Source organism: Micromonospora sp. NPDC047753, assembly GCF_040642735.1.
In the GTDB taxonomy this organism is placed as follows: Bacteria; Actinomycetota; Actinomycetes; order Mycobacteriales; family Micromonosporaceae; genus Micromonospora.
On record NZ_JBEYSL010000018.1, the window covers coordinates 15,932 to 30,243 of the forward strand.

Consider the following 14,312-nt stretch of genomic DNA (forward strand, 5'->3'; position numbering starts at 1 on the left):
AGGGGCGTTCCGGGTCATTCTGAACGGGTCCTAGCGTGACCGGCTCCTGCGGGGAGAGCTGATGATCCGGGCCCAACTCGACAAACTGCTGACCGTGGTGATCGCCGGAGTGCTGGCCGGGTTGGTGCTGGCCGCCGCCGCACTGCCCGCGGCCCTGGTCTTCGGGATCGGCTTCAGCGCCCTGTCGACGCCGTACTCGGAGCTGCCGAACACACTCCGGACGCCGCCCACCGCGCAGCGCTCCAACCTGTACGCCAACGACGGCACCACCCTGATCACCTCCTTCTACCAGGAGGACCGGGTGGACGTGCCGCTGCACGAGGTGGCTCCGGTCATGCGCCGGGCGATCGTGGCCGCCGAGGACGTCCGGTTCTACCAGCACAGCGGGGTCGACCTGCGGGGCGTCGTGCGCGCGTTCACAGTCAACAAGCGCGACGGCCAGACCCGGCAGGGCGCCTCCACGCTGACCATGCAGTACGTCCGCAACGTGCTCAGCAACGACCCTCGGCTGACCGAGGCGCAACGGGACGCCGCCACCGAACTCACCACCGTCCGCAAGCTCCAGGAGATGCGGTACGCGCTCGCGTTGGAGCGGGAACTCGACAAGGACGAGATCCTGACCCGTTACCTCAACATCGCCTACTTCGGTGCCGGGGCGTACGGCATCGCGGCGGCCAGCAAGCGGTACTTCTCCCGCTCCCCGGCCGAGCTGACCCTGGCCCAGGCGGCACTGCTCGCCGGTCTGGTGCGCTCGCCGGACAGCGACGACCCGATCAACGGCGACGCCGACAGCGCGGTGGCCCGACGGTCGTACGTGTTGGAGCGGCTGGTGGAGACGGGGCAGGTGCCGGCGGACGCCGCAGCGGCGGCCCGCGCCGAACCGCTGCAACTGCGGCCCAGCGAGACCCCGAACGACTGCACGGGTGTGCCCGACGCGCACCGCGACTGGGGCTTCTTCTGCGACTGGTTCACCCGCTGGTGGAGCAGCCAGTCCGCGTTCGGGGCGACCGCCGACGAACGGCAACGCACGCTGCGCCGGGGCGGTTTCTCGATCGTGTCGTCGCTGGACCCGGGGGTGCAGCGGGCCACCACCGAGCAGGTGCTGAAGATCTACGCGCCGACCAGGGCCGAGGCGGTGCCCACCGCGGTGGTGCAACCGGGCACCGGGCGGGTGCTGGCCATGTCGGTGAACCGCGCCTACAGCGTGGCGGACAACCCGGTCGGGCAGAAGAACCGACCGAACACCGTCAACCAGTTGGTCGCCGGCGGCGGCGCGATCGAGGGGTACCAGGGCGGGTCGACGTTCAAGCTCTTCACCCTGCTCGCCGCGCTGGAGTCCGGCCTGCCGCTGTCGACCGACTTCGTGGCGCCGACCCAGTTGCTCACCCGCTTCCCGGTGACCGGGGCAGCGAGCTGCGACGGACGCTGGTGCCCGGCGAACGCCAGCCCGTCGTCGATGGACGGCCCCCGCACCATGTGGAGCGCGTTCGGCCGCTCAGTGAACACGTACTTCGCCTGGCTCACCGAGAAGGTCGGCGCCGACCGGGTGGTGGAGATGGCCGAGCGGCTCGGCATCGTGCTGCGGGCCGAGTCCGACGCCAAGCTGGCCCGCTACGGCGCGAAGGACTGGGGTCCGTTCACCCTGGGCGTGGCCGCGACCACCCCGTTGGACCTGGCCGGCGCGTACGCCACAGTGGCAGCCGAGGGGACCTGGTGCGCGCCGCTGCCGGTGGTCTCGATCACCGACTCGGGCGGCCGACCGGTCGACGCCGCCAAGCCGGACTGCCGACAGGTGCTCGACCCCGACGTGGCACGGGCGGCCACCGACGCGGCCCGCTGCCCGGTCGGCGACCAGTCGATGTACGGGCGCTGCGACGGCGCCACCGCACCCGGGCTGCGGGCGAAGCTCGGCCGCCCGGTGGCGGGCAAGACCGGCAGTTCCGAGCGGTACGAGACGGAGACGGTGGTGGCGTTCACGCCGCAACTCGCGGTCGCCTCGATGGCCGCGAACCCGGACGATCCCCGGGACGCGGTCGGTCAGGCGGTGCAGGCCCAGATGGTGAACGCGGTCGGCGAGGTGCTCGCCTTCGCCCTGCGCGACCAACCGATCCGCGACTTCGTTCCGCCGAGCGAACGCACCGCCTTCCAAACCCAACCCCAAGCCGGCAACTAACCCCACCCCACCCCGAGCCCCATCCCACCCCGCACCGGGCCCCACCCCGCCCTGCCCCGGACCGCGCCCTGCCCCGGGCCCCGCCCTGCCCCGCGCCCGCCTCACTCCCGCGATCTTGCAGTTTCTGTCGCGACAAAGGGTGCCCAAGCTCTCAAATCGACAACACAAAGTGCAAGATCGCGGAGTGGGACGGGCGGGAGTGCGGCGGCGTCGCGGGAGGCAGGGGAGGCGCGGGGTGGTTAGCGGGGCTGTTCGGCGTTGCGGGCTATGTTGCGGGCCATTCCGCCGAAGACCACCGCGTGGAACGGGGCCACCGACTTCCAGTAGGCGTGCCCCGGCAGGCCGCGCGGCAGGAAGACGGCGCGTTGCTGGTAGCGGCTGCGGCCGTCGTCGGCCGGCAGGACCCGCATCTCCAGCCAGGCCCGACCGGGTAGGCGCATTTCGGCGCGTAGTCGCAGCAGCTCACCCGGGATGATCTCCTCGACTCGCCAGAAGTCCAGCGCCTCGCCGACCTGGAGGCGGTGCGGGTCGCGTCGACCTCGCCGCAGCCCGACCCCGCCGACCAGCCGGTCCAGCCAGCCGCGGATCGACCAGGCGAGGGGGAACGAGTACCAGCCGTGTTCGCCACCGACGCCCTCGACGACCCGCCAGAGTGCGGTGGGTGGTGCGTCGACCGTCCGCTCCCGGACGTCGGTGTAGGCGGTGCCACCGGACCACACCGGGTCGGTGGGCAGTGGCTCGGCGGGCGCGTCCGGGCCGCTCGCTGTGGACCAGCGGGTCTCCACCTGGGCGTCGCGCACCTTGGCGAGCGCCAGCGCCACCGCCTCGTCGAAGCCGGTCAGCCCGCCGGGTGGGTCCGGGATGTAGCGGGCGATGTCGTGTTCGTGGGCGACCGCCTCGTGGATCAGGCTCTCCACCAGGGGGCGGGCGATCTTGTTCGGCACCGGGGTGATCAGCCCGACCCAGTGCGAGGAGAGGGACGGGGTGAGCGGGCGGACCGGCACGATGATCCGCCGGCGCAGCCCGGCCACCCGGGCGTAACGCTGCATCATCTCGCGGAAGGTCAGCACGTCCGGACCGCCGACGTCGAAGCCCCGGTTGACCTCGGCCGGCAGGTCGGCGCAGCCGGCCAGGTAGTGCAGCACGTCGCGGACCGCTATCGGTTGGATCCGGTTGCGGACCCAACGTGGGGTGATCATGGCGGGCAGCCGCTCGGTCAGGTAACGCAGCATCTCGAACGACGCCGAGCCGGACCCGATGATCACCGCGGCGCGGAGCACCGCAGTGGGCACCCCGCTGCCCAGCAGGATCCGGCCGACCTCGGCGCGGGACCGCAGGTGCGGGGAGGGCACCTCCGCGTCGGACGCCGGCTCGGGGCCGCCCAGGTAGACGATCCGCCGTACGCCGGCCGCGCGCGCGGCGGCCGCGAAGTTGGTCGCCGCCGCCCGGTCGGCCGCCTCGAAGTCGGACCGGCCCAGCGAGTGCACCAGGAAGTACGCGACGTCCACGTCGGCGAACGCGGCGGGCAGTGTCTCCGGCCGACTCAGGTCTCCTTCGACGATTTCGGCCGCCGAGGCCCAGGGCACGTCGCGCAGCCGTACCGCCTTGCGGGCGAGGCAGCGCACTGTGTGCCCGTCGGCGAGCAGCAGCGGCGTCAGCCGCCCGCCGATGTAGCCGGTAGCGCCGGTGACGAGGCATCTCACGGGTTCCAGTGTGCGGCCCCCTAGACTCGTTCGCTGTGGAGACCGAGACGAGCACCTTCTGGGGGCCGGATTTCGCGCAGCTCAGGGCCACCGACCCGGAGATCGCCGGGGTGGTCCTCGGCGAGTTGGACCGGTTGCGCGGGGGCCTGCAGCTCATCGCCAGCGAGAACCTGACCTCGCCGGCGGTGCTGGCCGCGCTCGGTTCGACGCTGACGAACAAGTACGCCGAGGGTTATCCGGGCCGGCGCTACTACGGCGGTTGTGCCGAGGTGGACCGGGCCGAGGAGATCGGCATCGCCCGGGCCAAGGAACTCTTCGGGGCCGAGCACGCGAATCTCCAACCGCACTCCGGGGCGAGCGCCAACCTGGCCGCGTACGCCGCGTTGGTGCAGCCGGGGGACACGGTGCTGGCGATGGACCTGCCGCACGGCGGGCACCTCACCCACGGCAGCCGCGTGAACTTCTCCGGCAAGTGGTTCCACCCGGTCGGCTACCCGGTCCGGCCGGACACCGAGCAGATCGACTACGACGAGGTACGGGACCTGGCGCGGGCGCACCGACCCAAGCTGATCATCTGTGGGGCCACCGCGTACCCGCGCCTGATCGACTTCGCGCGGTTCCGGGAGATCGCCGACGAGGTCGGCGCGTACCTGATGGTGGACGCTGCGCACTTCATCGGCCTGGTCGCCGGTCGGGCGATCCCGTCGCCGGTGCCGTACGCCGATGTCGTCTGCGCCACCACCCACAAGGTGCTGCGCGGGCCGCGCGGCGGCATGATCCTGTGCCGCGAGTCGCTGGCCCAGCGGATCGACAAGGCGGTCTTCCCGTTCACCCAGGGCGGCCCGCTGATGCACGCGGTCGCGGCCAAGGCGGTCGCGCTGCGCGAGGCCGCCCAGCCGGAGTTCCAGACGTACGCCCGGCAGGTGGTCAGCAACGCCCAGGCGCTCGCCGCCGGGCTGGCCGACGAGGGGATGCGCCCGGTGTCCGGTGGCACCGACACCCACCTCGCCCTGATCGACCTGCGGGAGCTGGGGGTGACCGGCACCGAGGCCGAGCGCCGCTGCGACGCCGCGTCGATCACCCTGAACAAGAACGCCATCCCGTACGACCCGCAGCCGCCGATGGTGGCCTCCGGCATCCGGGTGGGCACACCGAGCGTCACCACCCAGGGGATGCGCGAGGGGGAGTTGCGTCAGGTGGCGACCCTGATCGCCCGTGCGGTGCGCACCGATCCCGGTGCTGCGGGCGGGGTCGACGAGTTGACCCGGCTCGGTGCCGAGGTGGCCGAGCTGGTCGCGGCGTTCCCGGCGTACCCCCGTGGCTGAGCCCGGGGTGGTCGAGCCGGGCACCGACCGGCGGTGGCGGCTGCGGCACCTGCCGGTGTTGCTGGCCGCGTCGGCGGCGCTCGGCGTGGTCGCCGCTGTGGTGGGCGGGGTGACCGGCGGTGTGACGGCCGCGGTCGGCGCGGCGGCCGGCGTGGGCGTCACGGTGCTCAGCTACACCCTCACCACGGTGGTGCTGGCGCGGGCCGACCAGGTCAACCCGCAGCTGCTTCTGCCGCTGGGGGTGGGCCTGTACGTGCTGAAGTTCAGCCTGTTGGGTGCGGTGCTGGTGGCGGTGGCGTCGACTGGTTGGCCCGGTTTGATCCCTCTTTGCCTTGGCATCGTCGCCGGGGTGGCAGTGTGGACAGCGGTGCACCTCTGGTGGCTGACCACGGTGCACGCTCGCCGGCCGCACGGCTGACCCGGCGGTCGTCCCAACCAGCGGACGCGCCGCAATGTGTCGGCCTCCGGTCATTTTCCGACGGGCGGAAGGGGAGTAGCGTGCCCACAGACGACGGCGCCCACGAGAAGCCCACACAACGACGGTTGTGCGGGGGGTGAGGCACAGCCTCGTCTTCCCGGCTGATATCGTTCGCCCCGTCATGGCTGGTGACCAAACCCCCCGTCCCGCCGGTGATTCGGACGATTATCCGTCCGGCGCCGGTCAGGGTTGGACCGCGCTCAGCTACCTCATCGGAGGAATGCTCGTGTGGGGTTTCATCGGCTGGCTGGTCGACCAGTGGCTCGATACAGGTGGCGTCGCCACCGGGATCGGCGTCGTGCTCGGCGTGACCGGGGGGATCATCCTCGTCGTCCGTCGGCTCGGCACGCCTACTTAGGAAGGGACACGGTGTTCGGACAGGCGAACGTTCTGGCAGCGGGCCAGGCGGCATTCCCACCCAGTGTGGACGACTTCTACCTGCCCGCGATCGTGCCCTGGGGCGCGGAGAACGCCCCGTGGTTCACCAAGTTCACGCTGATGATCTGGATCGCGGTCGGCGTTCTGATCATCTTCTTCCTGGCGACCTATCGGAACCCGCAGTTGGTGCCGACCAAGAAGCAGTGGTTCGCCGAGTCGATCTACGGCTTCGTGCGCAACAACATCTCGGTCGACATGATCGGTCACCAGGGCGTGCGGTTCGCTCCGTACTTCACGACGCTGTTCTGCTTCGTGCTGTTGACGAACTCGTTCGCGATCATTCCGTTCTTCCAGATCTCGCCGAACTCGCACATCGCCTTCCCGGCGATCCTCGCGGTGATCAGCTACGTGCTGTTCAACTACATCGGCATCCGGCACCACGGCTTCGGCAAATACTTCAAGCACGCCCTGATCCCGCCGGCACCGTGGTACATCCTGCCGCTGCTGATCCCGATCGAGGCGTTCTCGACCTTCATCATCCGGCCGTTCTCGCTGGCCGTCCGTCTCTTCGCGAACATGTTCGCCGGCCACATGCTCCTGCTGGTCTTCACGCTCGGCGGCTTCGCGATGCTCAACGCCAACGCCTGGCTGGCGCCGATCTCGGTGGTCTCCTGGGTGATGACAGTGGCGCTGACCCTCCTCGAGGCGCTGGTCATCGTCCTGCAGGCATACGTCTTCACCGTGCTGAGCGCCAGCTACATCCAGGGCGCGCTCGCCGAAGAGCACTGATCCACGCACCAACCGTTGTCGTCCCGCGTGAGAGTCACGCGTGATAACCAGGAGGAACCACTAATGGATTACGTCGCCGCGGTAGAGGGCAGCACCGCCGCCATCGGCTACGGCCTCGCGGCCATCGGCCCGGGCATCGGCGTTGGCCTGGTCTTCGCCGCCTACATCCAGTCGACCGCCCGGCAGCCCGAGTCGTCGCGCATGACCCTGCCGTACGTCTGGATCGGCTTCGCCGTCATCGAGGCGCTCGCGCTGTTCGGCATCGCCTTCGGCTTCATCTGGGCCGGCTGATTCCGCCCCTTCCGACCGGGAGGTCACCCATGTTGTTCCTCCTCGCCGCCGAGGGTGGTGAGTCAGAGCACAACCCGATCATTCCGATCTGGCAGGAGATCGTGGTCGGCACGGTCGCCTTCGCCGTGCTCTGCTTCGTGTTGATGAAGTTCGTCTTCCCGCGCATGGAGCAGACGTTCCAGGCTCGGGTCGACGCGATCGAGGGCGGCATCAAGCGCGCCGAGGCCGCCCAGGCCGAGGCGAACCAGCTGCTCGAGCAGTACCGTGCCCAGCTCGCTGAGGCTCGGACCGACGCCGCCAAGATCCGTGACGACGCGCGGGCCGACGCCGAGGGCATCCGCCAGGACATCCTCGCCAAGGCGCGGGAAGAGTCCGACCGGGTCATCCAGGCGGGCAAGGACGCGCTCGCCGCCGAGCGGGCCACCATCGTGCGCGAGCTGCGCGCGGAGGTCGGCACCATCGCGGTGGACCTGGCCAGCAAGATCGTTGGCGAGTCGCTGGCCGACGAGGCGCGGCGTAAGGGCACCGTCGACCGGTTCCTGAGCGGTCTCGAGAGCACGGGGGCCCGCTGATGCAGGCCGCCAGCCGGGAGTCGTACAAGGTCGCGGCCGAGCGCCTCGACGCGTACGTCCGCGGCGCGGAGCCGTCGGCGGTGGCCTCCACCGCCGACGCCATCCTCTCCGTGGCGACCCTGCTGCGGCGCGAGCCGCGGCTGCGCCGGGCGCTCTCCGAGCCGGCCCGCTCCGGCGAGGATCGCGGAGCGCTGCTCGGCGACATGCTGGGCGGGCGGATCGGCGCGGACGCGCTCGACCTGCTCGTGTCGCTGGTCGCCGGCCGGTGGTCGGCACCGTCGGAGCTGCTCGACGGCACCGAGCGGCTGGGCGTGGAGGCGCTGCTGGCCAGCGCCGACAAGGCCGGCGAGCTGGGCGAGGTCGAGGACGAGCTGTTCCGCTTCGGCCAGGTCGTCTCCGGGCAGCCGGCGCTGAACAATGCGCTCGCCGACCCGGTCGCCCCGGTCGAGCAGCGGGCCACCCTGGCCCGCGAGCTGCTCGCCGACAAGGCCCGCCCGGTCACCGTCCGCCTCGTCGAGGCGGCGCTCGGCGGGTTCGGGGGACGCTCCTTCAGCGGGGCGCTCACCCGGCTGGTCGAGCTGGCCGCCGGCCGGCGTGACCGGCAGGTGGCGTACGTGACGGTCGCGGCCCCGTTGAGTGACGAGGACGAGCGTCGGCTGGGTGCGAGCCTCACCGCGATATACGGTCGAGAGGTCTCCGTCAAGCAGACGGTCGACCCCGCCGTTCTCGGTGGCGTGAGCGTCCGGGTCGGTTCCGACCTGTACGACGGCACCATCCTGCGCCGCCTCAACGAGACCCGCAACGCGCTCGCGAAGCGCTGAACGGCTTCGCCGCCCAGCGGCTGAGCGGCTCCGCCGCTTGGCGTGAGGGCGGTTCAGCCGCCCAGCGCCCGGATTGACAGACGCCATTCGGACCGGTTGGTACTAGGTATCCCGGGCCCCTGAATTTTAAGGAAGCAGAGGATGGCCGAGCTGACCATCTCGACGGAGGAGATCCGCGGCGCCCTGGAGCGCTACGTCTCCTCCTACTCGTCCGACGTCTCCCGCGAGGAGGTCGGCACCGTCGCCGACACCGGCGACGGCATCGCCCACGTCGAGGGCCTGCCCTCGACCAAGACCAACGAGCTCCTGGAGTTCGAGGACGGCACGCTCGGCGTGGCGTTGAACCTCGACGTGCGGGAGATCGGCGTCGTCGTCCTCGGTGACTCCGCCAAGCTCGAGGAGGGCCAGCGGGTCAAGCGCACCGACCGGGTCCTCTCGGTCCCGGTCGGCGACGCCTTCCTCGGCCGCGTGGTCAACGCCCTCGGCCAGCCGATCGACGGCCTCGGCGACATCGCCGAGGAGGGCTACCGCGAGCTGGAGCTGCAGGCTCCGAACGTGATGGCCCGGCAGTCGGTGTTCGAGCCGCTGCAGACCGGCATCAAGGCCATCGACGCGATGACGCCGATCGGCCGGGGCCAGCGGCAGCTGATCATCGGTGACCGGAAGACCGGCAAGACCACCGTCGCGCTGGACGCCATCCTCAACCAGCGGGACAACTGGCGCACCGGCGACCCGAAGAAGCAGGTCCGCTGCATCTACGTCGCCATCGGCCAGAAGGCCTCCACCATCGCCTCGATCAAGGGGCAGCTGGAGGAGGCGGGCGCGCTGGAATACACCACGATCGTCGCCTCGCCGGCCTCCGACCCGGCCGGCTTCAAGTACCTCGCCCCGTACACCGGCTCGTCCATCGGGCAGCACTGGATGTACGGCGGCAAGCACGTTCTGATCGTCTTCGACGACCTGAGCAAGCAGGCCGAGGCGTACCGGGCCGTGTCGCTGCTGCTGCGTCGCCCGCCGGGCCGTGAGGCGTACCCGGGTGACGTCTTCTACCTGCACTCCCGCCTGCTGGAGCGCTGCGCGAAGCTCTCCGACGAGCTGGGTGGCGGCTCGATGACCGGTCTGCCGATCATCGAGACGAAGGCCAACGACATCTCGGCCTTCATCCCGACCAACGTCATCTCGATCACCGACGGCCAGATCTTCCTGGAGACCGACCTGTTCAACCAGGGCGTTCGTCCGGCGATCAACGTCGGCACCTCGGTCTCCCGGGTCGGTGGCGCCGCGCAGGTGAAGCCGATGAAGAAGGTCTCTGGTTCGCTGCGGCTCAACCTGGCCCAGTACCGCGAGCTGGAGGCGTTCGCCGCCTTCGCCTCGGACCTGGACAAGGCCTCGCAGAACCAGCTGAACCGTGGTTCGCGTCTGGTGGAGCTGCTCAAGCAGTCGAACTACTCGCCGTTCCCGGTGCAGGAAGAGGTCGTCTCGGTCTGGTCCGGCGTCGAGGGCAAGCTCGACGACATCCCGGTCGGCGAGGTGCGGCGCTTCGAGTCGGAGTTCCTCCAGTACCTGCGGCACAAGCACGAGGGTGTCCTCGCGTCGATCGCCGACAACCAGTGGAACGACGACATCACCGGCTCCCTGGACACCGCGATCGCGGAGTTCAAGCAGGTCTTCCTCAACAAGGAGGACGAGCGCAAGGTCAACGACGCGCCGGCCACCCCGCTTGAGGGCGACGAGAACCGCGAGACGGTGACCCGCTTCCGCGACAGCGCGACCGACCGCCCGGCCGAGAGCTGATCCCATGGCGGCCCAGGTTCGCGTTCTTCGTCAACGGATCCGCTCGGCGAAGTCGATGAAGAAGATCACCAAGGCGATGGAGCTCGTGGCGACGAGCCGGATCGCCAAGGCCCAGGCCCGGGTGCAGGCGTCCCTGCCGTACGCCCAGGCCATCACCGGTGTGCTCACGGCGCTGGCGTCCAACGCGCGGATCGACCACCCGCTGCTCACCCCGCGCGAGCGGGTGCGGCGGGCGGGCGTCCTGTTGGTCACCAGCGACCGTGGCCTGGCCGGCGGTTACAGCTCCAACGCGATCAGGATGGCCGAGTCGCTGATCGCGCGGCTCAAGGCGGACGGCAAGGAGCCGGTGCTCTACGTCATCGGGCGTAAGGGCGTCGGGTTCTACCGGTTCCGCGACCGGCCGATCGAGGCGAACTGGACCGGGTTCAGCGAGCAGCCGTCGTTCGAGGACGCCCGTACGGTGGGTGAGACGCTGATCAAGGCGTTCACCGCTGGTGCGGACGACGTCGACGGTGGCGCTGGCGCGGACGGGGTGCTCGGCGTCGACGAGTTGCACATCGTCTACACCGAGTTCCACTCGCTGATGACGCAGAACCCGGTCACGAAGATCATCGGCCCGATGCAGGTCGAGGACCGGCCGCGTTCCGAAGGACTGCTGCCGGCGTACGAGTTCGAGCCCGAGGCGGAGGCGCTGCTCGACGCGCTCCTGCCGAGGTACATCAACACGCGGATCTACGCGGCGTTGCTCGAGTCGGCGGCGAGTGAGTCGGCGGCACGGCGGCGGGCGATGAAGAGCGCCACCGACAACGCCGAAGAGATGATCGAGAAGTACACGCGTGAGATGAACTCGGCCCGTCAGGCCGGGATCACCCAGGAGATCAGCGAGATCGTCGGCGGCGCCAACGCGCTTGCCGCGTCGGGAAGTGAAGTGTGATGACTGCACCAGTAGAGACCAAGACGGCCACGGGTCGCGTGGTCCGGGTCATCGGCCCGGTCGTCGACGCCGAGTTCCCGCGCGACGGCATGCCGGCCCTGTTCAACGCCCTGAACGTCACCGTGAGCTTGTCCGGCGGTGAGAAGACGCTGACCCTGGAGGTCGCCCAGCACCTGGGTGACAACCTGGTCCGCGCCATCTCGATGCAGCCGACCGACGGTCTGGTTCGCGGCGCGGAGGTGCGTGACCTCGGCGAGCCGATCAGTGTGCCGGTGGGCGACGCGGTCAAGGGCCACGTGTTCAACGCGATCGGCGAGGTGCTCAACCTCAAAGAGGGCGAGACGTTCGAGGCCGACGACCGGTGGGGTATCCACCGCAAGGCCCCGGCCTTCGCGGACCTGGAGCCGAAGACCGAGATGCTGGAGACCGGCATCAAGGTGATCGACCTGCTCGCCCCGTACGTCAAGGGCGGCAAGATCGGTCTGTTCGGCGGCGCGGGCGTGGGCAAGACGGTGCTCATCCAGGAGATGATCACCCGTGTTGCCCGTAACTTCGGTGGTACCTCGGTCTTCGCCGGCGTGGGTGAGCGCACCCGTGAGGGCAACGACCTCATCGCCGAGATGACCGAGTCCGGTGTTATCGACAAGACCGCGCTGGTCTACGGCCAGATGGACGAGCCGCCGGGCACCCGGCTGCGGGTGGCGCTCTCCGCGCTGACCATGGCGGAGTACTTCCGCGACGTGAAGAAGCAGGAGGTGCTGCTCTTCATCGACAACATCTTCCGCTTCACCCAGGCCGGCTCCGAGGTCTCCACCCTGCTCGGGCGTATGCCGAGCGCCGTGGGTTACCAGCCGACCCTGGCGGACGAGATGGGCGAGCTCCAGGAGCGGATCACCTCCGTCCGGGGCCAGGCCATCACCTCCATGCAGGCGATCTACGTGCCGGCGGACGACTACACCGACCCCGCTCCGGCCACCACGTTCGCCCACCTGGACGCGACCACCAACCTGGAGCGGTCGATCTCCGACAAGGGCATCTACCCGGCCGTGGACCCGCTGGCGTCCTCGTCCCGGATCCTCGCCCCGGAGTTCGTCGGCCCCGAGCACTTCCAGGTCGCCACCGAGGTGAAGCGGATCCTGCAGCGCTACAAGGACCTGCAGGACATCATCGCCATCCTCGGCATCGAGGAGCTCTCCGAGGAAGACAAGATCACCGTGGCCCGGGCCCGGCGGATCGAGCGCTTCCTGTCGCAGAACACCTACGCGGCGGAGCAGTTCACCGGCGTGCCGGGCTCGACGGTCCCGATCAAGGAGACCATCGAGGCGTTCCGCAAGATCAGCGAGGGTGAGTACGATCACTTCCCCGAGCAGGCGTTCTTCATGTGCGGCGGTCTCGAGGACCTGGAGCGCAAGGCTGAGGAGCTGATGAAGGCCTGACCAGCCCTCGTCGATACCCGTAGCAAAAAGACTGCCCCGGCAATGCCGGGGCAGTCTTTTGTTCATCTTCGCGCCTTAGCATCGTCGCGGTCCGTTACTCGTGGTCGTCACTTCCGCGGCTCCCGAGCTACGGTTCGTTCCGCGCTCACCTGAACGAGCGTTGATCTTTGCAACCTTTCGACGACGTGCGCCCGTCTTCCTCGTCGTGGGCGTAACGAACGGAGCTGCTCGTGGGTAAGGCCGGCAAGAGTGGCCGCAAGGCGTCCCTCTGGCGAGGTGTGCCGCGGTGGGCCAGGCTCTGCACGGTGTTCGGCACCGTGCTGACCGTGCTCAGCGGCGCCGTGCTGGTCGGCACCGAGGTGCTGATGGCCCGCTACGAGGGGTCCGTCGGCAAGGCTGACCTCTTCGGCGACCAGGCGGCGGGCGCCCAGGCGAAGAAGAGTGACATCAAGGGGCCGCTCAACATCCTGCTCGTCGGCATCGACCCGCGTACGCCGACGGCCGCGCCGCTGGCCGACTCGATCATGGTGCTGCACGTGCCGGCCTCGATGGACCGGGCCTACCTGTTCTCGCTGCCTCGTGACCTCTACGTGCGGATCCCGGCGTTCAAGAAGGCCGAGTTCCCGGGCGAGACCACGAAGATCAACGCGGCGATGTCGTTCGGCAGCAGGGTGCCGGGGGCCAACCCTGACGCGGCACGGGGCTTCGAGTTGCTGGCCACCACCGTGCAGAACATCACCGGCATCAAGCGCTTCGACGCCGGCGCGATCATCAACTTCACCGGTTTCCAGAAGATCGTCGACGCCATGGGCGGTGTCGACATGTACATCGAGCGCGACGTGAAGTCCGAGCACAAGCAGCCGGACGGCAAGCCGCGGCCGGGCAACACCCGTGGTGAGGGCTACGTCGGCCCGCAGGCGATCTACAAGAAGGGCAACCGGCACCTGAGTGGGTGGCAGGCGCTGGACTACGTCCGGCAGCGCTACCCGAAGAACGGCGTTCCGGATTCCGACTACGGTCGCCAGCGCCACCAGCAGCAGTTCGTCAAGGCCATGGTCGGCCAGGCGTTCAGCGCCGACGTGGTGTCCAACCCGATCAAGCTGGACAAGGTGCTCCGCGCCGCCGGCCAGTCGTTGATCTTCAATGGTCGAGGCAACAGGGTCGTCGACTTCGGGCTCGCCCTGAAGGACATCCGCCCGAACGCCATTGAGATGATCAAGCTGCCCGGTGGTGGAGTCTTCGAGGGGCAGAAGTACCTGGGCGAGCAGTTCCAGGAAGGTGTGCCGGACTTCTTCACCGCCCTGCACAACGAGCAACTCGACCCGTTCCTGCTGGAGCACCCGGAATTCGTCAACAAGGCCAAGTAGTCAGGTCGGCGTTGTCCCCACCCGCGTTGGGCGCGCCGCATCGTCAGGCTAGACTTTCGGCAATCCGTAGCCGCAGCAAGGAGACAGCGTGGCACAGCAGCTTCACGTCGAGCTCGTCGCCGTCGAGGAGAAGGTCTGGTCCGGTGACGCCGAGATGGTCGTCGCCCGGACGACCGAAGGCGAGCTCGGTGTCCTGCCGGGGCACGCGCCGCTGCTCGGCCAACTCGCCGAGCCCGGTCAGGTGCGCATCA

The 14,312-nt window shown here is 69.5% G+C and carries 13 protein-coding genes and 1 pseudogene; 13 read left to right on the top strand and 1 reads right to left on the bottom strand.

What is annotated here, in order from left to right; genetic code table 11:
* The first annotated feature begins 61 nt into the window (after window positions 1-61).
* Window positions 62-2,173 (top strand): transglycosylase domain-containing protein, encoded by a 2,112-nt coding sequence (locus ABZ749_RS03220; RefSeq protein ID WP_357222269.1) that lies wholly within the window; start codon window positions 62-64, stop codon window positions 2,171-2,173.
* 239 nt (window positions 2,174-2,412) lie between these two features.
* Here the strand turns inward: ABZ749_RS03220 and ABZ749_RS03225 are convergent, their stop codons facing one another.
* A complete protein-coding gene (locus ABZ749_RS03225) occupies window positions 2,413-3,876 on the bottom strand; it encodes an SDR family oxidoreductase (protein WP_357222271.1) in 1,464 nt (487 codons plus the stop codon).
* Window positions 3,877-3,911: 35 nt separating this feature from the next.
* On the opposite strand from ABZ749_RS03225, the gene glyA reads away from it, so the two are divergent.
* The 12 genes and pseudogenes from glyA to ABZ749_RS03285 form a co-directional block, all read left to right on the top strand.
* Window positions 3,912-5,201, top strand: a complete 1,290-nt coding sequence (glyA, locus tag ABZ749_RS03230; protein WP_355008066.1) for a serine hydroxymethyltransferase — start codon at window positions 3,912-3,914, stop codon at window positions 5,199-5,201.
* On the top strand, window positions 5,194-5,619 hold the full coding sequence (locus ABZ749_RS03235; protein ID WP_357222273.1) for a hypothetical protein: 426 nt from the start codon (window positions 5,194-5,196) through the stop codon (window positions 5,617-5,619). Before glyA ends, ABZ749_RS03235 begins: the two co-directional genes overlap by 8 nt.
* A gap of 181 nt (window positions 5,620-5,800) precedes the next feature.
* Window positions 5,801-6,037 (top strand): hypothetical protein, encoded by a 237-nt coding sequence (locus tag ABZ749_RS03240; RefSeq protein WP_355008064.1) that lies wholly within the window; start codon window positions 5,801-5,803, stop codon window positions 6,035-6,037.
* Window positions 6,038-6,048: 11 nt separating this feature from the next.
* Entirely contained in the window at window positions 6,049-6,846 is a 798-nt protein-coding gene (atpB, locus tag ABZ749_RS03245) for a F0F1 ATP synthase subunit A (protein ID WP_124857598.1), read from the top strand.
* 63 nt (window positions 6,847-6,909) lie between these two features.
* Window positions 6,910-7,137 carry an ATP synthase F0 subunit C gene (locus ABZ749_RS03250; RefSeq protein WP_074314047.1) on the top strand — a complete coding sequence of 76 codons (228 nt, stop codon included), beginning with the start codon at window positions 6,910-6,912 and terminating at the stop codon, window positions 7,135-7,137.
* 32 nt (window positions 7,138-7,169) lie between these two features.
* Window positions 7,170-7,709, top strand: coding sequence for a F0F1 ATP synthase subunit B (locus tag ABZ749_RS03255; protein ID WP_091406472.1), 540 nt, complete (start codon window positions 7,170-7,172; stop codon window positions 7,707-7,709).
* Window positions 7,709-8,530 carry a F0F1 ATP synthase subunit delta gene (locus ABZ749_RS03260; protein WP_357222275.1) on the top strand — a complete coding sequence of 274 codons (822 nt, stop codon included), beginning with the start codon at window positions 7,709-7,711 and terminating at the stop codon, window positions 8,528-8,530. Before ABZ749_RS03255 ends, ABZ749_RS03260 begins: the two co-directional genes overlap by 1 nt.
* A 141-nt stretch (window positions 8,531-8,671) precedes the next feature.
* Window positions 8,672-10,324: a F0F1 ATP synthase subunit alpha gene (gene atpA, locus ABZ749_RS03265; RefSeq protein ID WP_357222277.1), complete on the top strand. Its 1,653-nt coding sequence runs from the start codon at window positions 8,672-8,674 to the stop codon at window positions 10,322-10,324.
* Window positions 10,325-10,328: 4 nt separating this feature from the next.
* The gene (locus ABZ749_RS03270) at window positions 10,329-11,258 is read left to right on the top strand and encodes a F0F1 ATP synthase subunit gamma (RefSeq protein ID WP_334501836.1); all 930 of its coding nucleotides are present in this window, start codon (window positions 10,329-10,331) and stop codon (window positions 11,256-11,258) included.
* The gene (gene atpD / locus ABZ749_RS03275) at window positions 11,258-12,694 is read left to right on the top strand and encodes a F0F1 ATP synthase subunit beta (RefSeq protein WP_357222280.1); all 1,437 of its coding nucleotides are present in this window, start codon (window positions 11,258-11,260) and stop codon (window positions 12,692-12,694) included. The genes ABZ749_RS03270 and atpD overlap by 1 nt, the downstream gene beginning before the upstream one ends.
* A 224-nt stretch (window positions 12,695-12,918) precedes the next feature.
* Entirely contained in the window at window positions 12,919-14,061 is a 1,143-nt protein-coding gene (locus ABZ749_RS03280; RefSeq protein WP_357222282.1) for an LCP family protein, read from the top strand.
* 88 nt (window positions 14,062-14,149) lie between these two features.
* A pseudogene (locus ABZ749_RS03285) lies at window positions 14,150-14,312 on the top strand (F0F1 ATP synthase subunit epsilon); the annotation flags it as partial.